This window comes from Phycisphaerales bacterium (genome assembly GCA_020852515.1).
GTDB lineage: Bacteria > Planctomycetota > Phycisphaerae > Phycisphaerales > UBA5793 > UBA5793.
Map to the genome: position 1 here is coordinate 259,638 of JADZAS010000011.1, position 21,058 is coordinate 280,695.

Consider the following 21,058-nt stretch of genomic DNA (forward strand, 5'->3'; position numbering starts at 1 on the left):
TTGCTCGTACTTGAACCACTCCCGCCATCCCGAGATTCCCTTCCGATACCCGAAAGTTGCCCCGAAACGTCGCGTTCGCAGTACTTTATCCGCGCTTCCGCGGCGAATGGGCAGACACTATGTGTGTGGGGAGCGGGCAGCGGCGATATGGATGCCGACCGCCGCGCCGCCAAGGCCCCGGGCAGCGAGTAAACATGACCGCAACACGAACCAGAAGCGACGAAGAAATCCTCGACGAACTGACGCGCGAGATGAAATGGGATCCGCGGATCGACCAGGCGCCGATCGAGGTCGTCATCGCCGACGGCGTCGTGACGTTGTCGGGCGTGGTGGACAGCGCCGCCCGCCGCCTGGCCGCCTTCGACACCGCCTCGCGCGTCAAGGGCGTGCGCGGCGTGATCGACAACGTCGAAATCCGCGTCCTGCCCCAGCTCCGACGGCCGTAGACCATCAGGCACATTCCGCGCGCGATCCGGCTCAGCGTCGTCTCTCACACCTCCGCGACACCTTCGCGGATGGCAAAGCGGACCAGTTCCGCCGTGGTGTGCAGGTCGAGTTTGGACATGATGCGCTCGCGGTGGCCGTCGACCGTCTTGGGGCTGCGCGACATGGATTTGGCGATCTCCAGTCGCGTCAGGCCGCGGCCGATGAGGCGCAGGACCTCCTGCTCGCGATTGCTCAGAATGTCGAGTTTGGATTTCGGCGCCGACGCGACGCGCGTGACCGTGCTCGGCCGCGCCTGGAGCATGCTCGGCGGCGCCATGCCCGCCCGACTGCCGTGCGCCGGTCGGCAGCGCTCGGCGACCTTGGGCCCGAAGACGAATTCGCCGCGCGCCACCCTGCGGATGCCCTGGATGATTTCGCTCGTGTCATCGCTCTTGCAGAAATAACCGGACACGCCGGCCTTGAAGGCGGCGCTGATGTAATGATCGCGCACGTAGGCGCTGAGCACGACCACGCGCGTCTCGGGGAAGCGAGTGCGAATGTCGGCGGCCGCTTCGAAAGGATCAGGCCCGGGCATCTCGATGTCGAGCAGTACGATCTGCGGCCGCAGGCGCTCGACTTCGTTGATGAGCCGCTCGGCGCTGGGCAGCCGGCCGACGCAGACCAGCCCGGGCTCGAGCGCGAACTTGGCCTTCAGGCCGTCCACGAGAAACGCGTGATCATCGACGCAGAGGATGTGAATGGTTCGAGGTGTCACGTGAGTGCTCCTTCGTAGGCGTCGATGGCGTCGCGCAACACGCTGCGCACCTGCTCAAAATCGTCCGCCTGTGTGATGTGAAAGACGTCCAGTTGTTCCCATGCCTCGGGCGCCGGGCCGCAGACGACAATCTGCCGTGGAGATGAACCGCTCAGCAGCCGGCTCGCTTCGGCGAGGGTGCTGTCGTTTGGCTCGATGACCCACAGCACCGCGTCGCCCGGCTCGCCCGGCTGCACTTCAAATCCGTCCGCTTCGAGCATGGTCCAGACAAGCGTCGCCAGCCGAGGCTCGCTCAGTGCCACACGCGCTGTGCGCGGCCGGACGCCGTCGCCGACGACGGGTCGCGCAAGGGGCACATCCAGACCGATGACCGTGCCGCGCCCGGGTTGCGATTCGAGGAAGACCTTGCCGCCTGCCGATTGGGCGACGCCGCGCACGAGCGACAATCCCATCCCCGTGCCCAGCCCGCGCGACTTGGTCGTGAAGAACGGATCGAACGCCCGGCGCTGCACTTCGGGCGTCATGCCCCGGCCGTTGTCGCGCACTCGAATCTGCACGTCCGAGCCTTCCGGGCCGAGCCGCGCCGAGAACGTCACGATGCCCCCGGGTGAGATCGCCTCGCCCGCGTTCACGAGCAGATTGAGCACCGCCTGGGTGAGCCGGTGCGGCGCCACGGCCAACGGCGGCAGATCGGGCTCGATCTCGCTCTCAAATCGCGCGTGGCGCGGCAGCGCCTTGTGGAAGAGCACGCCGACCTGGTCCCACCAATGCGCGAGGTCCGTCGTGGCCTGCGATGCCTCGCCGTCTTCCGGATCGAGCGCGAGCAGGTGGAGTCCGTCGCTCAACTGCTGCAGGTAGTCGCACAGCCGCCGGACGATGGCGAGTTCTTCGCGCGCTTCGCCGGGCAGGTCGAGCGACTCGGCCGCATCGAGCCGGCAGCGCATCGGCAACAGCACGTTGTTCATGTCGTGGCCGAGGCCGGCGGCGAGCGTGCCGATTGAGGCAAGCCGGTCCGCCTGACGCAACTGCTCGTGCGACTGGAGCAATTCTTCAGTGCGCTCCTTGATGAGGCCCTCGAGGTTCGCGCGGTGCTGATTGAGTTCCTGTTCCACGCGGCGCTGGTCGGTGATGTCCACGCCTATGCCGGCCACGCCGAACGGGCATCGCTTGCCGTCGCAGATCATCGAATTGTTCCACGCCACCAGCCGGCGCCGGCCGCTGCGCGTCATGATCGCGTTCTCGAAGTGCGGCGGAATCGATCCGGTGGCGATCGCATCGCGGAAAATCGCAAACGTGCGCTCCCGATCCTCTTCCGGGATGACGGTTTCAAACCAGTTGCGTCCGATGATTTCTTCACGCTGCCACTTGGTGAGACTCAGGAAGTAGTCGTTGCAATAGGTGACGGCGCCGTCGGTGTCGAGAATCACGCTGATCAACTGGATCCGGCCGAGCATGTCGCGAAAGCGGCGCTCGGATTCAGCCAGGGCGTCCTGCATTCTCTTGCGCTGAATCGCGGGCCCAAGCGGCGCCATCGCCGCCGAGACGAGTTTCAGGCGGCGCTCGTCCTCGCTGCTGCGTTCGCGCATGTAGAACACCACGACGGCGACGACTTCGCTTTCCGCGAGAATGGGAAGCCCGACGCCGCTGCGCAAGCCTGCCTCATGCGCGACTGCCGCGCGGCCGAATCGGCGGGTCTCGGAAAGGTCGTCGAGCCACTCGTATCGACCAGTCTGCCAGACTCGGCCCGGCAGCCCGTCGCCCCGGCCGAAGCGCATGCCGCTACTGGCTTTGACAAAACGGTCGAGATTCTGGCCATCGCGGTGGGCAACGGAGGCCTCGATGACGAGTTGTCCGTCGGCGTCCGGCACCCACGCTTCGCCGCAGTCCCACCCCGTCACTTCGCAGACGCGCTGCAGCGTCATGAGCAGCGCGGAGTTCAGATCCGTCGCTTCGCCCAGCGCCAGGCTCAGTTCCTGGATCAGCCGAAGTTCCGCCTCCGCCCGGTGCCGCTCGGAAACATCGTGAATGATGCCGGTGAAGAGCGGAAACTCCTCGCCGGGCACATCGACGCGCGACACCGAAATCTCAATGGGGAACACGGACCCGTCGCGCCGCGCCGCCTCGAAAGCGCGCGTCCTGCCGAGAATGCCGGTCACCCCGGTTTGCCGGTACCGGGCCAGATAGCCGTCGTGGGCGCTGCGATGCGGCTCGGGCATCAGCACACTCACATTGCGCCCGACCAGTTCATCGGGCTTGTACCCGAACACGCGCTCGATCGACTTGCTGACCGACACAATCGCGCCGCGCGAATCGATCGTGATGATCGGATCGAGCGTGGAGTCCAGCACCGCTTCCAGGCGGGCCAGCAGTTCGCGTTCAGTCATGGATCGGCTGGAATTCGGGCTCGGAGTGTGCGGCGCCTGGGTGGGCATGGTGCTCGTGGCCTGCCTTGCGTGGAGGAACAACAATCGCCTATGAACAAAACACGTGCCGCTCTCGTCGCCGGACTGCTCCTGACGCCCCCAATCACGGCTGTGCTCGGGAAAACCGCCCCGGGAATTCCGCCGGGTGCGGATAATGCGACGCAAGCCCTCGTCGACTCTCCCAGACATGGCGAATGGGCGGGGGTGAAGATTCCCGATTCTGAGACAACGCTCAAAACCTGGGTCGCCTACCCCGAGCGGTCCGACCACGCGCCGGTGGTCATCGTCATCCACGAGATCTTCGGCATGACCGACTGGGTGCGGGCCGTGGCCGACGGACTCGCGGCCGAGGGCTTCATCGCCGTCGCTCCCGATCTGCTCTCCGGAATGGGACCGGACGGCGGCGGCACCGAGTCGTTCCAAGGCGATGCGGTGCGCGAAGCCATCCGCAAGATCACCGATGATGAACTGACCACGCGACTCAACGCGGTCCGCGACTACGCCCTCTCGCTGCCCTCCGCGGCGGATACGTCGGCGTGCATCGGCTTCTGCTGGGGCGGGACGAGCACCTTCACCTACGCCACGCGCCAGCCGGCGCTGGATGCGGCGATCGTCTACTACGGCACAGCGCCCGGTCAGGAGGCGATGGCCAGCATCGAGTGCCCCGTGCTCGGCCTCTACGGCGGCGATGACAACCGCGTCACCTCAACCGTCGAGCCGACCGCCAAGGCAATGCGTGAACTCGATAAGACGTACACCCATCACGTCTATGAAGGCGCCGGCCACGGCTTCCTCCGCCAGCAAACCGGCCGCGATGGCGCCAACGCCAAAGCCGCCGAAAGCGCTTGGAAGGAAACGCTGACGTTCCTTGGCGAGCGCCTGGAGAAGAAATAGCGCGGCGATTTGGGCCTACTCGATCCGCACGACGTTGCTCGTCGCGCAGCGGGCGATGTCCACGAGCTGGAGGTAGCCGCCGCAGACGCTGCGCGGGACGGTGCGCTTGATGCGGCCGGCGCCGAACTGGCCGGCTGAGCCGGTGTGGGCGACCTGCAGGCCGAGTTGGCCGAGTTCCAGCGCCGTGCCTGAACACGGGTTGCCGTTGGGGATGACAAAGTTGCCGGTGCGCTTGGCGTAGAGGATGGCGATGCGGGCCCGCTGGTCGGGCGTGGCCTGAAACCAGCGGACTTCAATCTCCCCACCGGGCCCGCTGAAGCAGTCGGGAACCTTCTGCAAGGTAAGCACCGGCGGCGGACAGTTGCCGGGCTCGCCGGGGTTGAGGTCGAAGGAGTAGACAGCGCCGACGGCGTCGGTCTGCAACCCACCTTCGCATTGCGTGGTGTGCGCACCGATCACGGCCATGTCGTCCGAAGCACCACCTCCGGACGCGATCCTGAAGCCGAACACGTCGAGTGCATCTTGTTCGCGGCCGTACAGCGCCTGCGTCGCGAGCCACTCGCCACTCATATCATCGCGCTCATAGACATAGACGCAACCCGAAGACGTTCCGAAATCTCTATTCTCTGCCGCTGCCGCAAGAAGTCGGAGAGTGCCATCAGGATCGAGAGAGACATCATGTCCGAGCAACATATCGTTGGGATTGGACACGGGTGGCACCAAATGCGCTTCCTGCCGCCATGAGCCGTTCGCGTCGCGCAGATAGAGGTAGACTGCACCGGGGCCAAGCGAAGCTCCAAAGGCACCTTCGTTTCGTCGGCCCACAGCCACGCGATGAGTGAATCCAGGTGGTTGAATAGCCATTTCCACCGATACACTTACTCCGAATTCATCCTGAACATACGGATCGGGTGCCTCGAAATGGGCTTCAAGAGTCCATTCATTCGCTCCGGAGTCAAATCCGTAAAAGTAGACCGACCCAGGCTGCGTATTCGGTAGATTGATGTGCCCTGGTGCACCGATCGCCAACACGGTCTTACCGTTACTCTCCGCAGAGGAAATCGCATACCCGAATGCGTCTTCCGGCTCTCCATCAGGGGCTTGGAGGTGCGATCGTTGGATCCATACACCTATTTCGTCTCTTTCAAAGACGTACGTGGAGCCGATAATCCCATCCCCATCAGATCCCGGAGCTCCGACGAAAAGAAACGTTCGTTCACCGGCGCTCACCCAAGCGACTTCGTTCCCGAACCAGCCGTCGGGAATTAGTGCATCTGGGATAACCGCGCCCAGCTGAACCCACTCGTTTGATCCATTCAGGCCGAACAAGTACACCTTGCCCGCGAACGGACGGACGAGACTGTGGTACGGACTTCCGCCGGCGAGCAGCCATTCATTGCCCTTTGGATTAAAGTGGAAGGCCGTTGCATTGCCAAATGCGTCGAGCGGCTGCAAATCAGCGGGTCGAATATCCGTCTCGGATTCCCATTGGCGCGTGACCGGATTGAGCAGGTATGTTGAGATTCGACCGCCCGACGCGTCGTAACGGCCTGCCGCCATTCGACTTTCGAGCAAGGTGACGGAGCGTCCAAAGCCATTGCCGACATTGCATGGACTGATAACTCGCTGCAGTTGCTCGGGCGGGCAATGCAATTGCCGCGCAGTTGCGATGCGTCCGACGCAAACGATGGCGAGCGTCGCCAACCCGTTGGCGAGAGGTCCCGTTATAATACGCGTAGAGGATGCTCGCATGCCCCAGCCCAGTCTCTAGATCGTGCATCAATAGCAAACAAGATAGACGCAACCCCAATCGTCAGCAGGAATGCCGGACCCATAATATGATGTATCCCAACCGGGTGCACCAAACATCACTTCATCATCACTCTCGGCATCACCATCGACATCACCGAGGAACATAACGGAGCGGCCCAAATAGGGCGATTCGTTATCGTACGTTCCTGCGAGACACTTTATGCGATAGTACGCGGCATAGTCGCCGGCGGTCCATGACACCTGATCGCCACTGGGTCCCGCAGCGACCGTTCCGGTGCACCGAAACAGGTACACAAAGCCGCGATCATTTCTCAGCTGTGGAGGGTTGTAGGAGCATGTGTCCGCTCGCGGCGCACCAATGAGAATGTCTGCGCGAGCGTCCTGGCCCTCACCGGTTCCCTTGTTTGTGTTCCCATTGCACGCAAGCGCATATCCGAACAGCACGAAGTTGTCGTTGTCCGGCCCGTCAATGATGATGTTCGCGTCTGCCGCAGACCAGTGCTTGTTCTCGCTCGTGGGCCACCCGACCGATGAATAGGGCGGCGTGAGGAACACGTAGACGCGCCCGACGTAGGAGTGCGTCACGCCCGCAAATAAGCTGCTCGCAATGACGATGTCCGTCGTGCCGTCGCCGTTGATGTCCCCGCCTGAGGCCGGCGACTGGCCAAACTTGACTTCAGCCGCCTCGCCGCCGGCAAAAAGATACACCGTGCCCTGTCGACACGCCGCAGCGTTACCCTCAGACTGCCGACAACACCAATTCACGCCACAGCATGCCCTGAATCAGGGGCCGTGTCAAGAGAAATCCTGCTGTTTATCGGAAACTGGTGCAGTTCCGCCGCCCGGGTGAGGCGGGGCGGGGCGGCTCACCGGCCGCATTCCGGGCAGAGGGAATTTTCGGGCAGGCCGGTGCGCGGGTAGGCGCAGTGGGTGCAGCAGTTGCGCCGCCGGCGGCTGCAGCGGCGCAGGGCGCTGAATCCCCAAAGCGAGCCGAGCCAGCACGCCGTCCACAAGCCGAGGTTCACCGCAAAGCCCGGCCAGACCGGCGTGAGGGGAAGCGCCCGCGGGTTGAAATCCGCATCGCGCGGCAACTGGTAGCCGCCTTCCACGCCATAGATGATGTCAGCGTTGCGAATCTGCCTCACCCAGTGGATCGAGCACGTCAGGGCCGGCATCGGCCATCCGGTTTCGCGGTACCACGCCTGCATGTGCAGATCGTCAATCGACGCCGGCCTGAGGTGGCGCGGCAGCGCATTCACGTCCGCCTTGTTGGCTTCAAAGTCGGCGATGGGGATCATCAGCGCATGGCCGGAGATCTGGAGGAAGGAGTAAGTCACGACGTGGTGCCAGGCGTTGCGGCCGCGCGTGATCGTCCAGATCTTGTAGCCGTCTGACGTGCGGGTGTAGCCCACGAATGTACTCGCCGGCGGGCCGTAGTCGTCGCGGCCTCTGCGGGGCCAGAACATCGCCGCCCAGGAGATGCCGACCGTCGTCGCCAGGCCGAGAAGCACGGCGGCGGCCAGGCAGCGGCGGTTGAGGCCAAAAGCGCGCGGCATCATGGAACCATACGCACTCAGCCTGCTCTTCTTAGGGGCGTCGGCGGCATTATCGGTCGGCTTCACAGTCCCCCCTGGGGGCCAATCCGCTCGAATCTCCGCGGTATGCACCGATTCGCCTTGACGCGTCGGCAGGGCCGAGTTACCGTGCGAGACACATCACCGCGCCGCCCGCGGCGCAGAGGAGGAACAGAGAAATGAAGAAGCCATGTTTGGTTTGCACCGCCGCAGTATTCGTCTTCGCCTCGACGGCACTGGGCCAGCGCATGATCGCCTGCGACAGCTCGAGGGCTCTGTACGAAGTGGACATCACGACCGGCGTCAAGACGTCCATCGGCACGATCAGCAGCAATGCGAGCACGACTTCCGAACTCGCGTGGGATGATGTTCACGGCATCATGTATCTCTCGTCCACCGGCAACGACTCACTCTACACGCTCGATCTGAGCACCGGCGAGGCGACGCTCGTTGGGGAGTACGGCGACACGGCCATTGTCATGCACGGCCTCGAGTATGACCCGAGCACCGACACGCTCTACGGCGTGTCGTCTCACAACAACGGCCTGTACACCATTAGCCGCACCACCGGCGCCGCCACGCTGATCGGCACGTCGGGGCTGACGAGCTTCTCGAACATCGGCTACGACTCCGACGCGGACGTCATGTACCTGTCCAACAGCGGCGCCGACTCGTTCTACACCGTCGATCGCGGCAGCGGCGCCGCGACGCTCATCGGACCGCTGGTCAATTCGACAAACCCGAATTCGCTGGCGTACAACCGCGACAACGGCGTGCTCTACATGGCCGACAATTCGACCGACAGCTTCTACTACATGGATGTGAACACGGGCCAGGCCGTGCTCATCGGGCCGATGGGCAGCGGCAACATCCTCGGTCTGGCGTACATCCCCGCCGAGCCGAGCGGACCGACGCTCCGCGTCACCGGCGCGTGCCCCGGAGTCGTCACCGTCGCCTGGTTCGACGCGACGCCGAATTCGCAGATGGGCATCGTCTTCGCCAGCACCACCGGCAACCTGATCATTCCCAATGGACCGTGCCAGGGCACCCAACTGGGCCTGAGCGCACAGAACATTCAACTGGTGAACACCGTCAACACCGGCGGCGGCTCGGGCCAGGTGAGCGGCAACGCCGGCGCGGGCGCATGCGGGGGCTACCTGCAACTGGTGATCGTCGATGGCAGCCCGTGCGCGACGAGCAACGGCGCACAGTTGCCCTGACGTCGCTTCGTGGCGCCTCTGTATAGTGCTGAAATTACGGCGGCCCCGCTCACCTGAGCGGGGCCGCTTCGTTTTTCAGTGCGGAGCGCGGGACTTACTTTTTCTTTTTCGCGGGCGCGCGCCTGGCGGCCTTCTTTGCCGCCGCTTTCCTGACCGTTTTCTTTGATGCGGGTTTGCGCGATGGCGCCTTCTTGCCCGGCGCGCTCTTCGATGCCGACTTTTTCGAGCTGGTCTTCTTCGACGCGGACTTCTTTGACGCGGACGTCTTTGACGCGGTCTTCTTTGATGCCGGCTTCCCGCCGCCCTTGCTGGCACTGCCGGAACGACCGCCCGGCTTCACGACCGATTCGTAGTGCTCGAGGAAGCGCGTGATCGTCGCGCGTCGGACGGCCTCGCCGATGAGATCGAGCGGCACATCTTCGAGCCGCTTGAAGCGCACGCAGCCTTTGCCCATGTCCAGCCGCTTGCCCGTCGCCTTCCACTGCTGCGCGAACCACTCCGCCTCGCCGGGCAGGCAGTAGATGCAGAACATGTAGATGGCCACGTGGTTCTTCTGCGAGGCCACACTGGCAAACGGCACCGGCTGCTTCGGATCGCAGTGATACCCGGCCGGGTAGACGCTGCGGGGCACGAACCACGCCGGCATGCCGTACTGCATGCCCTCGGCATATTGCTTGTCGATGTTCCGGTTGATGACATCGCGCACGGCCTGAATCGCCTCGCGACGATCAGGCGGCAGCGATTGCAGGTACGCTTCGATCGTCGTGGCCTGGCTGCGCATGGCCAAGTCTACCTCGGCGAATTGGACAGGAACAGCCTCCGCCTGGCGCCTCTCAGTGCAGGCCGATCATCTCCCCGACGATCGGGCCGAACTTGACGACCAGGCCGGCGAACACGACCGAGACGATCGAGATGAGCTTGATGAGGATGTTGAGCGAAGGGCCGGAGGTGTCTTTGAACGGATCGCCGACGGTGTCGCCGACGACGGTCGCCTTGTGCGGCAGGCTGCCCTTGCCGCCGTGATGCCCGGCTTCGATGTACTTCTTGGCGTTGTCCCACGCGCCGCCGGCATTGGCCATGAAGATGGCCACGGCAAAGCCGGAGGACAGGCCGCCCATGAGCAGCCCGACCACGCCAGCCACGCCCAGAATCAGCCCGACCACGACGGGCACGATGATGGCCAGCAGCGCCGGCACGATCATTTCCTTCTGGGCCCCGGCCGTCGAGATCGCCACGCACTGGGCGTACTGCGGATACTGGATGCCCTCGTGCATGACCTTCTTGGGCCACTTGTTCGGGTCGGCCATGTCGGCCTCGCTCATGCCCGAAGCGCGGAACGCCTCGCGCATCTTGCCGAACTGCCGGCGGCACTCGTTCATCATCGCGTACGCCGCGCGGCCGACCGCGCTCATCGTCAGCGCGCAGAACACGAACGTGAGCAGCACACCCATGAACAGGCCGCCAATGGTGCGCGGATTCATGAGCGTGACGTCGTAATACATCATCATGTCGCGGATGGAACCCTGATCGGCGCGCGTCATGCGGAACTGGATGTTCTGCTGGCCCTCGGGCGTGGCGTAGGTTGCCCGCCACGACTTGTTCTGCACATCCCAGTCCGAGAGCGTCACGGCAATCGGCGCATCGCCAGCCGCCTCCTGCGCCTCGTCGATGCGCATCTTCTGTTCATCGCTGACGATCGCCAGGCCGCCGACCACGTCATTGGCGCTGTCGGTCTTGGCGAAGAGGCCGCCGTCGGTCGTCAAGATGGCCCACTTGTTGTGTCCTTCGTAATAGGCGGTCGGCTCAGCCGTCGCATTGATCGTCTGCGTGCCCACCCACGCCGCCGCCTGCGAGGTCTGCTGCTGCTGCACGACCTGGACGTACGCCGCCAGCAGCGCCATGGCCGTCAGCGCCGCCGAGCCGATGGCAAAGCCCTTGCCCGTGGCCGCCGTGGTGTTGCCCAGGCTGTCGAGCATGTCGGTGCGCTCGCGCACGTGCTTGGGCTGGCCGGTCATTTCGGCGTTGCCGCCTGCGTTGTCGGCGATCGGGCCATACGCGTCGGTCGCCAGGGTGATGCCCAGCGTGCTCAGCATGCCCACGGCCGCGATGCCCACCCCAAACAGGCCCACGAGGAAGTTCGAGCGCCCGCCCGCGAGGCCGAACGCCGCGAGAATGGCGATGACGATCACCACCAGCGGGATCCACGTGCTCATCATGCCTTCGGCGATGCCGGCGATGATCACCGTGGCAGGGCCGGTCTGCGCTTGCTGGGCGATGTGCTGCGTGGGCTTGTGCTCGTAACTCGTGTAATACTCCGTACCCCACGCGATGATCAGACCCGCGACGAGGCCGGAAATGATCGAACCCCACAGCCCCATCCAGCTGACCTCGGCAACGTCCTTGAGCAGCAGCCAAAGCACGCCGCCCGAAGCGACGACGATCAGCCCCGACGCCACCCACACACCGGTGTGCAGGCTCTTGAGCAGTTGGTTGAACGAGGCGCCTTCCTTGGCCTTGACGGTGAACACGCCGAGGATCGAGCAGATAATGCCCAATCCCGCCAGGCACATCGGCACGACCGTCAGTTTCACAGCCGTTGCGCTGTCAAGCGCCAGAGCCGCCGCGGAAGCAGCGCCCAGCGCCATGCTCGACAGGATCGAGCCGTAGTACGACTCGTAGAGGTCGGCGCCCATGCCGGCCACGTCGCCGACGTTATCACCGACGTTGTCGGCGATCGTCGCTGGGTTGCGGGCGTCGTCTTCGGGGATGCCGGCTTCGACTTTGCCGACGAGGTCGGCTCCGACGTCGGCGGCCTTGGTGTAGATGCCGCCGCCCACGCGGGCAAAGAGCGCCTGTGTCGAAGCGCCCATGCCGAAAGAGAGCATAATGACGGTGAGTTCAGTCAGGGGAATGTCGCCAAAGATCGCCAGACCCTTGAACAGGAAGAACCAGATGGAAACGTCGAGCAGCGCAAAGCCCACGACCACCAGGCCCATGACGGCCCCGGCGCGGAAGGCCACCTTCAGGCCGTCGTTGAGCGACTGCTTGGCGGCGTGGGCGGTGCGGGCGCTCGCGTAGGTCGCGGTCTTCATGCCGAACCAGCCGCACAGGCCCGAGAGCAGCCCGGCGACGGGTACGCCGATCATCGACATCGTCGGCTGCAGGTCCAGGCCGAACGAGATGACGCCCAGCACGATGACCAGCAGCAGGAAGACAACCGACACGACTTTGTACTGCCGGACGAGATAGGCCATCGCCCCCTGGCGGACGGCCTCGGCGATCTCGATCATGCCGGCGTCGCCTTCGGACTGCCCCTTGACCCACTTGAAGAACGTGAAGGCCATGAAGAGGGCCGCGAGCGCTCCGATGGGCGCGACCCACCAGATGGCGGGAATGTCGCTCATCTGGGCCAGAAATGGAGTGACAGCAAGGCCTGACGGTGCGTGGTGCAGCATATCCATGATCCGATCCTCACGAGCCCGATCCACCCTTACCGGATCGGGTCAGATAAGAAAACTCGGCCAATGAACTGAAGCGGCGCGCCGCCCGAAGCGGGTTGCGCCGGATGTGATCGCTGTGGAAGCAGAGCGTGAGAGCAGCCTGAATCAGCATGCGCTCCGGGACGAAGCGACGACCGAAGAGCGGCCTTACGGCGTGATCGGACGGCGCGGCTGGGTGCGCCGCGCTTCGCGATTGCGACGCTCCGAGGGCTTCTCGTAGTACTGCCGACGCTTGATGTCCTTGGTCAGCCCTTCCTTCTCGCAGAGTTTTTTGAACCTGCGGAGCATCTGCTCGACTGACTCGCCGCTGCGTGCCTTGATACGAATGGCCATGCCTGGTCACAATCCTCTCTGAATCAACGGTTTCAACAGGCCCCTATTGAAGCCTGCCCTCCGCTCGATCTCCAGTCAGGCAGCCACACTATCTCTGAGATTTCAGGTCAGACTCAGGCGGCGTCATCCAGCGCCTCAGGGCCCTCCTCCTCGGCCTCCGGGCCAAGCCGGGGCTGCGGCCAGAGCGGCGCATCGGCCGGCTCCGTCCAGTCCTCAGCCTGCGGGACGCTGATCTGCGACCCCTGCACCTTGCGGTATCCGAGGCGGCGGATGATCTCCAGAACGTCCGACCAGGACGGGAAGGTCTTGTCGTTCACGCGCTTGAAGACGTCGATGGCCATGAGGAACAGGAACTGCTCCCCGGTCATCTCCCCCTCTTCCGCTGCCCGGGTAAAGTCGGTTCGCCGCCGGCCCGGCCCGCGCCTCCGCTCCAGCCCGGTCGAGCCGGCTCCGGGGGCGAGGCGGCGGTCGGGGACCACTCGGCGATCCGCCACGCCGGCGCCAAAGTCGGTCTGCGACCGCCCGTTGACGGCCTCATCCGCCGCGTTGACGGGGTGTGGTTTGGATTTCGAGTTCTCGGACGCGCGCCTGGAGCCACCCATGGGCCACCTCCGTGCAACGCCGTCGCGCGACGGTCGGCACGAGCCGCAGGGTCAGGCGACGGTCAGTCAGTCTTCTTCCTCTTCATCGTCGAAGTAATCGTCTTCCTCTTCGTCGTCGTCCAGAAATTCCTCATCTTCCTCTTCCTCTTCGTCCCAGAAATCGTCCTCGTCCTCTTCTTCGTCTTCCTCTTCCTCTTCTTCCTCGTCGAGGTCGTCGGCCTCCTCCTCGGTCTCGGCTTCCTCGTCTTCATCCTCCTCGAATTCTTCGTCTTCCTCGTCGAAGTCGAGATCTTCTTCCTCTTCCTCGAGTTCGACCTCTTCGTCTTCCTCATCGTCATCGAAGGCGAGCGGGCGCAGTTCGCGGCGCTCCCCTGCGAGCGCCTCAAGAAGGGTCAGGGCGCTCGTGCCGTTCACGTTCTTGAGGAGAAATTCCTCTGCACACGCCACGTCATACACCGCGCAGGTGAGGATGTCTTTCTTCAACTGTGTCATGGAGTCAGCGACCTCGAAGGGTGCGGCCGCAGCGTGCGCGGCGACCGCAAAACGGTTCTTACCCTCTGCCCAACCGGCCCAACCCCGGGCCGAGGCGCGGGTACACTACAGGGCACCCATTGCTTGTCAAACGGGGCGGGCGACTTTTCGTCGCCTCCCTCGGGGCGAGCCCAAACGCACTCCCGGACCATGGAGATTCGTCCTTGTCCAGTTGGGATACCGAAGACGACGCCCGGTTCAATTTCCTCGCGCCGGTCCTCGCCTGGCTGGTGCCCGGCCTGGGCCATTGGGTGCTCGGACACCGCCGCCGCGCTCGCCTGATCTTTACCGGCATCGCGGCCATGTACTTCTCCGGATTGCTCATCGGCGGACTGGACATTGTCGATCGGCGCGGCGACCCGCTCTGGTACGCCGGACAGTTCCTGGCCGGACCCATCACTCCCGCCATCGACCTGTGGCGCTCGCGCCACTTCACGCCTGACAGTCCTTCGGCCAAAGTCAACCACGCCTATCCCGTCCCTTCCTTCGCCCACGCCAACGAGATCCCTACTCTCTTCACCACTGTCGCCGGCATGCTCAACCTGCTCGCGATTCTTGATGTCCTCGTCCTGCCGCGGCAACGCGCGAGCGACGAATCAGGTTCCAATCCCCGGGGGGGGGGCCGGGAATGATCCCCGCGCTGTGCTCCAACCTCGCACTCGCCTACCGGCCGCTGCTTGATCCGATCGACGTGAACGGGTGGTGGTGGTGGCTCGTCATTCCGCTGGTGTTTCTTATCTCCATGGTGTACAAGGCGATCCGGGTGCCGACGATGCGCCGCTATTGGCGCCAGGTGGTCAAGATGACCGTGCAGGTGATGTTCGTGATGGCGCTCATGTGCGTCGGCCTGTACGTCGTCGTGATCTGGGCCGCGCCCCGCTATTTCTGATACATCTGAATAGCGCATCCGCGATGGTTCGTTTTGAGCAAAGTGCCTATCGGCCGCGCTACATGCGCTCAGTATGACACCACGTTCGCCTTGCCGCGCTGCCGATCCAGATTCGTCACGAGATAGCGCAGCGCATCGCACGCGTGGTCCGACCCGTCCTTGACCGGCTCAAGGCTGCGCGGCTGCTGGGGCGGGTAGTGATAGGTCTGGAGCGACTCGATGAGGCGCTCGCAGCGCGGATCGACGCGCAGACGCACCCGGCCGTCAGCGCTGCGCAGCAGGGCGCCGACCGCCCGGACGCCGGCCTGCACCTCGCTCCGCCGCGCGCGGATCGTGAATCCCGCCCGCATCAGCAGCGCCGCCGAACTCGTGCCTGAGTGCTCGTGGCGCTGGAAGCCCGCCGGATCGATGCCGATCCACTCCAGCGTTCGCCCTGCGCTGCGGCTGCGAATGACGCCGAGGTGCTGCTCGATCGTCAGCTCCGACGCCACGTGTTCATCCACGACGTGCACGCTCCCATCGCCGGCCAGGTGCGCCCAGAGCACGACCGTGGGCGAGCGGAAGCCGAAGTCCATTCCCGCGATCCAGGTTCCGCTGTTCGCGTCGCCCGGCTCGAGCGGCCGCACGTGCGTTGCCGCGTCAAACATCGGATACACGCAGTCGCTGCGGCTGGGCTGGCGGCAGAGCATCTCCGCCGCCCACTCCGGCCCGCCGGTGCGGCGCTTCTGCATGAGCGCATCGTCGACCGGAAGAAAGCCGCGCGCCGTTCGCGCCAGGGCGCCGCAGTCCTCCCAGAGTTTGCAGTCTTCGCACGGCCGCGCCGGGTCGCAGCGTTCGATCACCTCCAGCAGCCCCCAGCGGAAGATGCGTCGGACCGCGCCCTGCTGCACGAGTTCGTGCATGAGCCCGAAAGGTCGGTGCATCGTGCTCAGCGCTTCGATGCACCCGCGCACGAACGTATCGCCGCACCACGCCGAGCGCGTTACAAACTGCGCCGCCTGCCAGACCTCGGGCGTGAACAACTCGACCTCGTCGCAGCGGAGCTTCTGAACGCGCAGCCCTCGCACCGACTGCTCGCTCTGCGCCTGCACCTCGACGCGTGAACCGTTGGTGAGTTGGATGTGCCGGCCCGTCGCCTTGCCTTCGAGCAGATCGCCGAAGGTGTCACCTTCGATCATCTCGCGCAGGTACATGTGCATGCGCGACGACTGTTCGAGTGAGCCGCCGAGGATCCGCACCTGGATGCCGGGCTTAAAGAGCAGATCGAGCAGCGTGGCGATCGCGCCAAAGCGCGTCTTGCCCCCGCCGCGGTTGGCCCAGACGACGCAGTCGCGCACGTCTCCGGTCTCAAAGAAGGCGTGGCAGAGATAGTCAAATGGCGCGCAGTGCCCCTCGAGGCGCGCCAGCCGAGGCACGTCAAAGCCCAGCACCGCCCGGCAGTAGCCGTGCAACTCGTCGGGCGTGTGCGGCCGCACGAGGCGCAGCGCACGCCGCACCTGAATCGAAGTCGGAGATTCGAGGCCGGCCACTCAGTCGGCTCCGGCGGGCTGGTTCGCTTCGGCGCTGCCTTCGCGACCCGCCTCCTTGCCCAGTTCGCACAGCAGGCGCCGCACCGCCGCTTCATCGACGACGCCCGGCGCCGCTTGGGCATGCAGCCCGGCTCCGTCGCCGCCCGTCAGCGGAATGAGGCACACCTTGAGCAGATCGACGCACGCTTTGCGCGCCAGTTCGCCCGCCGCCTCGTCCTTGGCCAGTTCGAACAGCCGCGCTGCGGCGAGCGTGCGATAGCGGCTCACCAGCAATTGAGCCCGCACGTCGTTGAGCCGGCACAGGCCATCCAGCGCCGCGATGGTGTCGGCGTTGTTCGCCCAGCCGGCCAGTCGCGTGAGCGTCATCTTCTCCTTGCGCGCCAGTTCATCGAGGTCCTGCTGCGCTTCGTAGAGCGCTTTCATGAGCCGCTCGGTGCGCGTGGAAGGGACGGTGTTCTTGGTCATACGGTGTTCCCAGGCAATGAGTGTTCTGTCTCACGAATCAAGTTCCAGGCACGCGACCAGCCGCTGCGTGCGCGTGCCTTCGAACGCGGCAAGGCGCTCATCGAGGCGCGCCGCTTGCGGGCCGGTCAGGAAGAACGTCACGGCCGCCGGCAGCTCGCCGGCGCGGATCGACGCCGCCGGGGCCGGCGGGGTCGCGCGCACCTGCCTCAGCCGCTCGAGGCGCTGTGCATCTTCAGGCAGCCATTCGGGCAGGCGCTGTTCGCCCAGCCGCTGGCGCAGCGCTTCAAGCAGATGAGCCCGCTTGAGCACGTCGTCGCGGCCCTGCAGGCGGTTGAGCGTCGCCAGCAGGAGCATCGCCTCGTCATCATCCACGTCCCACACCTCGCAGCGCGCCGAAGCGCGTCCCAGGCGGCGCAGAGCCTCGGCGCGGTGGTGCCCGTCGAGAATCTCATACGCGTCAGCCTTGCCGGGCATCGGCCGGACGATCAGGTGCGGGTACCGGTCCGTCCGCTCGATGTGCGCGACGAGCTTGCGCAGCATCGCTTCGGGCATGACGTTGGCGTTGTCCGTGCGCGGCCGCAACTGCTCCAGCAGTACCTCGATCATGCCGACCTCCGATCGGGATCGTGGTGCAGGTAATACACGCATCGCGCCAGCAGCCGCACCCGCGCCAGTTCGAGCACTTCATCGAGCCCCGCGGCATGGGACGGCCGCCGCTGCATGAACGCCGCGCTGCGATGCCAGCGGCGGAACTCGCTTTCGATCCACGCGCGCCGGGCCGGGCTCAGCGCACTGAGCCGCTCGTTGAATGCGGCGCTGCTGGCGAGCAAAGCGTGCGGCCAGTCCAGTTCCGCCATCGCATCAAGCAGCCGCGCATCGGCCGGTCGCGGCGGGCCGTCGTAGCGCGTCATGCCCGCGCGCTCGAAGAACGGATTCACCCGCCCCATTGCCGCCAGCGCTTCGACGCAGGGCGTGTCGGCGCAGCGCAGCGCGTGGCGCACCAGGCGCACCGCCAGGCCAAGACCACGATAGCGAGGCTCGATGACGACGCGCGCGATCGTTCGTATCTCACGATTGAGCAGCGCCGCCGCTTCGCCGCTCTTGAGCCCGCGATAGCGCCCGTTCGTGGCCGCATCGCGCAGCGCGCAACACAGTTGCGGCCGATTCATGACAAGCACCCCCACGAGCACCGTTTCATTCGAGCGGCCGGCGTAGCGGCCGACGGCGCTGAGCCGATCGTGGCGCATCGCGTAGATCGCGGTCGGCGCATACGGCGCGCCGGACTTGTAATGATGTTCGGCCAGGGCGCGGTAATCGCGCCCGTCGCCCTCTTCGATGCGCAGCATCTCGTCGGTGGGGAGCGTGCTCATGCCTCGCGCTCCCCGGCCGGCTGGCCGCGCCGGAGAATCTCGATGCCGCCGCCCAGCGGCTTGCAGATCACCACGTCGGGGTCGATGGCCTCGATCAGATCGTCATGAGCCGTCGCCGCGACAAAGCACACGCCCGGAGTCCGGCCGATCCAGCGGCGGACGTTGCGGGCGACGACCGAGGCCGTGAGTCGGTCGAGCGTCGAGCCGAACTCGTCCGCGAGGATGACGATCTCGGCGAGTTCATCCGCGTGCGTCGCGCGCTCGATGAGCCGGGCCAGGCCGAAGCGGTAGCGCTGCCCGTCGCTCAACTCGCTCGGCCGGCGGAGCAGAACGAAGGCGTCGGCCAGCCCGGCCAGAGAGAGAATGAGCGTCGCTTCCTCGATGCTTGCGCCGATCTGCTCGACGATGGGCCGGTCGTCCTCGGCCTGCAGCACGTCTTCGAAGCGCAGGCAGTTCCGCACCTCGTCGTCGATGGCGCGGAGGATGCTCGACTTGCCACCGCCGCTGGGCCCGGTGATGAAGATGACCTCCCCGCCGCGCAGGTTCAGGTCGGTGCGCGGAACGACCTCGCACTGCCGCTGTCCGTCGAGACCAAGCCCGAACATCGCGGCGACCTCCAGCACGCGGTCGCCCGGCTCCGCCGCCGTGGGCGCGCTCGCTGCGATCGTGACGCGGCGCGACCAGCTCATCGCGCCCTCCGGCGGGGCTGAGGTTCGAGTTGCATCGCTTCAAACTGGGCGCGGATGGCGTCAGTCTCGCGCCGGACGATGTGCATGGTCAGGTGGCTCCGCCGGGCCGTCTCGCGAAGCGGCCGGCGCTGGAGCAGATGCATCTCCGCGACCGTGCGTCGGCTGTGGGTCCACCGCCCGCGGTGCGCGAGAATGAAGCCGAACATCGGGCTGCGCAGGTGCGCCACGAGTTGACGCATGCGCCGGCGGACGGTGCAGGGGTGCACGCCGATGAGCGTGGCGAGTTGCGCTGCCGACATGCCGCGGTCGTAGAAACCCTGACGTAACGGGAACACCACAACGGCGTCTACCCGCAAGAAGGCGCATCAACGCGCAACTAGGCGCAAACGCAAAGACTTACGGCGCAATCGGGCGGCCGAACCAAAGTGGCGTCTTTGGCCGCGATCCGGCGACGGCGGGAACGCCAGAACGGCGCGAAGCCGCGATCTCGACGCCGTCAACGCGGGTGCTGTGCGCCACGAAGCGCACAGCGCACAGAAGCGCACGCGCCCCTCGACGCCTGTTTGACCGCCGGTTGAAGGGGTGTCAATCGGTGCCCTCATCGGCCCACTCGGGCACCTTGAGACCGCGTGCGCGACGGTAGGCTCGCTGCACCTGGTTGCCGATGATTTCGATCGACAGCTGGTCGAACGCGTCGGCCGACCACTGGTACCGGAACGCGCGATGGTCCGCCGTCCAGCACTCAAGCACGATGTGCTCGCCGGCCTCTTCATGCACGAACTCATCGAACGCGACCAGGTCACAGCGGCAATCATCGGCCAGCAACGACGTGAGGCATTCGAGTTTTGCGGCGCGATCCATTGCACGCATCAGATCCTGTACGTCGGTTGCGGTTTGAAGAGCAGCGTCTGGCCCGTGGCCGCGTCGACGGCCGGCGAGCGCTCTGTGCGGTGGACCTCCACCAGGGCAGTGAGGCCGGCACGGCGCCGGTCATCGAGCCATGCGCGGATGCTCGCCGGATCTCCAGTCAATGCGTAGCCCTGGCTGTTGGCGACGAGTACATCCTGGGCGCCGTGCTCGCGCATCATCTCTCGTGCGCGCGTCACAGCCTCGCGTATGCGCCGCCGCCTGGTCTCATGCGACATGCCTGCCGGCAGACCGATCATGCTCGCCAGGTCGGCCGCACTTACAAACGTGCCGTCGCCGTGGCGGCCCTCCAGGTACAACACCACAGCGACAGCACGCCTGTCGATCGTCTCAGGCGTCGGCCGCACGCCGCTTTCGCTTTGAACCTGCTCGCCGCTCATCGAGTCGCCGTCCCGTCTTCGGGTCGAAGTTCATCAGCAGCAGTTCGGTCGATCGCGGCCGCGTCTGCGCGCCGCCGCGTACGAGCGGACAGGCGCTCTTGAACGCGGCAATCTTCGCCCGGCGCCACTTGCCGCGCGGGTACAGCTCGTCGATGAGCTTGTGCTCGTAGTACGACACGATGGCGCGGCCCTCGATCGCATCCAGGCAGCCGGCCAGGCGTGCATGGTCGGTCTGGCTGAAGCCGCTCGCCGCGTAGTACTCCTCGCAGTCGACGTACGGCGGATCGCAATAGAACACGGTGCCGACATCGTCGTAGCGAGGGATGATGTTGGAAAAGTCCAGGTGCTCGATGTGCACGCCGCGCCATCTCTCCGAGATCGCGTCGATGCGCCCGGGCAGGTTCACCCAGCCCGACGCCTTGCCATTCCCCTTGCGCGCGTAGCCGTACGGGTTGCCGACGAGTGATGAGAACGAGGTCTTGAGCAGGTACACCCATCGGGCGGATCGCTCGATGTCGGTGACCGGCCCAGGACAGCCCGCGTCCCACCAGGCGAGAATGCGATCGTGCTCTTCTCGGCTGTAGGGCATGCCGCGCACGCGTTCGATGAGCGTCTCGCGGTGATCGCGCAACACGAGCCAGAACGTGACGACGATCGACTGGATGTCGTTGAAGACCTCGTTGGGCTCGGGTTCCTTCTGGCTCATCACATGGCCCATGCCCCCGAAGACCTCGACGTAGCACGCGCGGTCGGTGGGC

Annotated in this window: 24 protein-coding genes; 5 read left to right on the forward strand and 19 right to left on the reverse strand. The window is 65.4% G+C overall.

The features are described 5' to 3' along the window. Positions 1-194 precede the first annotated feature (194 nt). Positions 195-446, forward strand: coding sequence for a BON domain-containing protein (locus IT430_05885; protein MCC6907453.1), 252 nt, complete (start codon positions 195-197; stop codon positions 444-446). A gap of 44 nt (positions 447-490) precedes the next feature. On the opposite strand, the gene IT430_05890 is transcribed toward IT430_05885, so the two are convergent. Both IT430_05890 and IT430_05895 read right to left on the reverse strand, forming a co-directional pair. Continuing rightward, positions 491-1,201 carry a response regulator transcription factor gene (locus tag IT430_05890; GenBank protein ID MCC6907454.1) on the reverse strand — a complete coding sequence of 237 codons (711 nt, stop codon included), beginning with the start codon at positions 1,199-1,201 and terminating at the stop codon, positions 491-493. Then, a complete protein-coding gene (locus tag IT430_05895; protein MCC6907455.1) occupies positions 1,198-3,585 on the reverse strand; it encodes a PAS domain S-box protein in 2,388 nt (795 codons plus the stop codon). The genes IT430_05890 and IT430_05895 overlap by 4 nt, the downstream gene beginning before the upstream one ends. A gap of 243 nt (positions 3,586-3,828) precedes the next feature. On the opposite strand from IT430_05895, the gene IT430_05900 reads away from it, so the two are divergent. Continuing rightward, positions 3,829-4,518, forward strand: coding sequence for a dienelactone hydrolase family protein (locus IT430_05900; protein MCC6907456.1), 690 nt, complete (start codon positions 3,829-3,831; stop codon positions 4,516-4,518). Positions 4,519-4,533: 15 nt separating this feature from the next. Here IT430_05900 and IT430_05905 read toward each other — a convergent pair whose 3' ends face one another. From IT430_05905 to IT430_05915, 3 genes are all read right to left on the reverse strand, one after another. Further along, entirely contained in the window at positions 4,534-6,222 is a 1,689-nt protein-coding gene (locus IT430_05905; GenBank protein MCC6907457.1) for a hypothetical protein, read from the reverse strand. A 75-nt stretch (positions 6,223-6,297) separates the two neighbouring features. Then, positions 6,298-6,999, reverse strand: a complete 702-nt coding sequence (locus tag IT430_05910; GenBank protein ID MCC6907458.1) for an FG-GAP repeat protein — start codon at positions 6,997-6,999, stop codon at positions 6,298-6,300. A 158-nt stretch (positions 7,000-7,157) separates the two neighbouring features. After that, positions 7,158-7,850: a hypothetical protein gene (locus tag IT430_05915; protein MCC6907459.1), complete on the reverse strand. Its 693-nt coding sequence runs from the start codon at positions 7,848-7,850 to the stop codon at positions 7,158-7,160. 194 nt (positions 7,851-8,044) lie between these two features. Between IT430_05915 and IT430_05920 the strand changes: the two genes are divergently transcribed. Then, positions 8,045-9,085 (forward strand): hypothetical protein, encoded by a 1,041-nt coding sequence (locus IT430_05920; protein ID MCC6907460.1) that lies wholly within the window; start codon positions 8,045-8,047, stop codon positions 9,083-9,085. 94 nt (positions 9,086-9,179) lie between these two features. Here IT430_05920 and IT430_05925 read toward each other — a convergent pair whose 3' ends face one another. From IT430_05925 to IT430_05945, 5 genes are all read right to left on the reverse strand, one after another. Continuing rightward, positions 9,180-9,866 (reverse strand): DUF1801 domain-containing protein, encoded by a 687-nt coding sequence (locus tag IT430_05925; protein ID MCC6907461.1) that lies wholly within the window; start codon positions 9,864-9,866, stop codon positions 9,180-9,182. Positions 9,867-9,918: 52 nt separating this feature from the next. After that, positions 9,919-12,546 carry a sodium-translocating pyrophosphatase gene (locus tag IT430_05930; GenBank protein ID MCC6907462.1) on the reverse strand — a complete coding sequence of 876 codons (2,628 nt, stop codon included), beginning with the start codon at positions 12,544-12,546 and terminating at the stop codon, positions 9,919-9,921. A 186-nt stretch (positions 12,547-12,732) separates the two neighbouring features. Further along, the gene (rpsU, locus tag IT430_05935) at positions 12,733-12,918 is read right to left on the reverse strand and encodes a 30S ribosomal protein S21 (GenBank protein MCC6907463.1); all 186 of its coding nucleotides are present in this window, start codon (positions 12,916-12,918) and stop codon (positions 12,733-12,735) included. A 113-nt stretch (positions 12,919-13,031) separates the two neighbouring features. Then, positions 13,032-13,520: a hypothetical protein gene (locus tag IT430_05940; GenBank protein ID MCC6907464.1), complete on the reverse strand. Its 489-nt coding sequence runs from the start codon at positions 13,518-13,520 to the stop codon at positions 13,032-13,034. A gap of 66 nt (positions 13,521-13,586) precedes the next feature. Further along, entirely contained in the window at positions 13,587-14,012 is a 426-nt protein-coding gene (locus tag IT430_05945; GenBank protein MCC6907465.1) for a hypothetical protein, read from the reverse strand. Between the two features lie 203 nt (positions 14,013-14,215). Between IT430_05945 and IT430_05950 the strand changes: the two genes are divergently transcribed. Next, positions 14,216-14,683, forward strand: a complete 468-nt coding sequence (locus tag IT430_05950) for a hypothetical protein (GenBank protein MCC6907466.1) — start codon at positions 14,216-14,218, stop codon at positions 14,681-14,683. Beyond that, positions 14,680-14,940 carry a hypothetical protein gene (locus tag IT430_05955; protein MCC6907467.1) on the forward strand — a complete coding sequence of 87 codons (261 nt, stop codon included), beginning with the start codon at positions 14,680-14,682 and terminating at the stop codon, positions 14,938-14,940. Before IT430_05950 ends, IT430_05955 begins: the two co-directional genes overlap by 4 nt. Positions 14,941-15,008: 68 nt before the next feature. On the opposite strand, the gene IT430_05960 is transcribed toward IT430_05955, so the two are convergent. The 9 genes from IT430_05960 to IT430_06000 all read right to left on the reverse strand — a co-directional run. Continuing rightward, entirely contained in the window at positions 15,009-16,469 is a 1,461-nt protein-coding gene (locus tag IT430_05960) for a hypothetical protein (protein ID MCC6907468.1), read from the reverse strand. After that, positions 16,470-16,934, reverse strand: a complete 465-nt coding sequence (locus IT430_05965) for a hypothetical protein (protein ID MCC6907469.1) — start codon at positions 16,932-16,934, stop codon at positions 16,470-16,472. It lies immediately after the preceding gene. A gap of 30 nt (positions 16,935-16,964) precedes the next feature. Beyond that, a complete protein-coding gene (locus IT430_05970; protein ID MCC6907470.1) occupies positions 16,965-17,540 on the reverse strand; it encodes a ParB-like nuclease domain-containing protein in 576 nt (191 codons plus the stop codon). Beyond that, the gene (locus IT430_05975; GenBank protein ID MCC6907471.1) at positions 17,537-18,304 is read right to left on the reverse strand and encodes a hypothetical protein; all 768 of its coding nucleotides are present in this window, start codon (positions 18,302-18,304) and stop codon (positions 17,537-17,539) included. The genes IT430_05970 and IT430_05975 overlap by 4 nt, the downstream gene beginning before the upstream one ends. Then, entirely contained in the window at positions 18,301-18,993 is a 693-nt protein-coding gene (locus tag IT430_05980; GenBank protein MCC6907472.1) for a hypothetical protein, read from the reverse strand. Before IT430_05980 ends, IT430_05975 begins: the two co-directional genes overlap by 4 nt. Beyond that, positions 18,990-19,328 (reverse strand): hypothetical protein, encoded by a 339-nt coding sequence (locus IT430_05985; protein MCC6907473.1) that lies wholly within the window; start codon positions 19,326-19,328, stop codon positions 18,990-18,992. The genes IT430_05980 and IT430_05985 overlap by 4 nt, the downstream gene beginning before the upstream one ends. Positions 19,329-19,578: 250 nt before the next feature. Beyond that, positions 19,579-19,854 carry a hypothetical protein gene (locus tag IT430_05990; protein MCC6907474.1) on the reverse strand — a complete coding sequence of 92 codons (276 nt, stop codon included), beginning with the start codon at positions 19,852-19,854 and terminating at the stop codon, positions 19,579-19,581. An 8-nt stretch (positions 19,855-19,862) separates the two neighbouring features. After that, a complete protein-coding gene (locus IT430_05995) occupies positions 19,863-20,267 on the reverse strand; it encodes a hypothetical protein (GenBank protein MCC6907475.1) in 405 nt (134 codons plus the stop codon). Further along, positions 20,251-21,058: DNA adenine methylase (locus tag IT430_06000; GenBank protein ID MCC6907476.1), on the reverse strand; the 808-nt coding region annotated here is incomplete at its 5' end. The genes IT430_05995 and IT430_06000, both read right to left, overlap by 17 nt.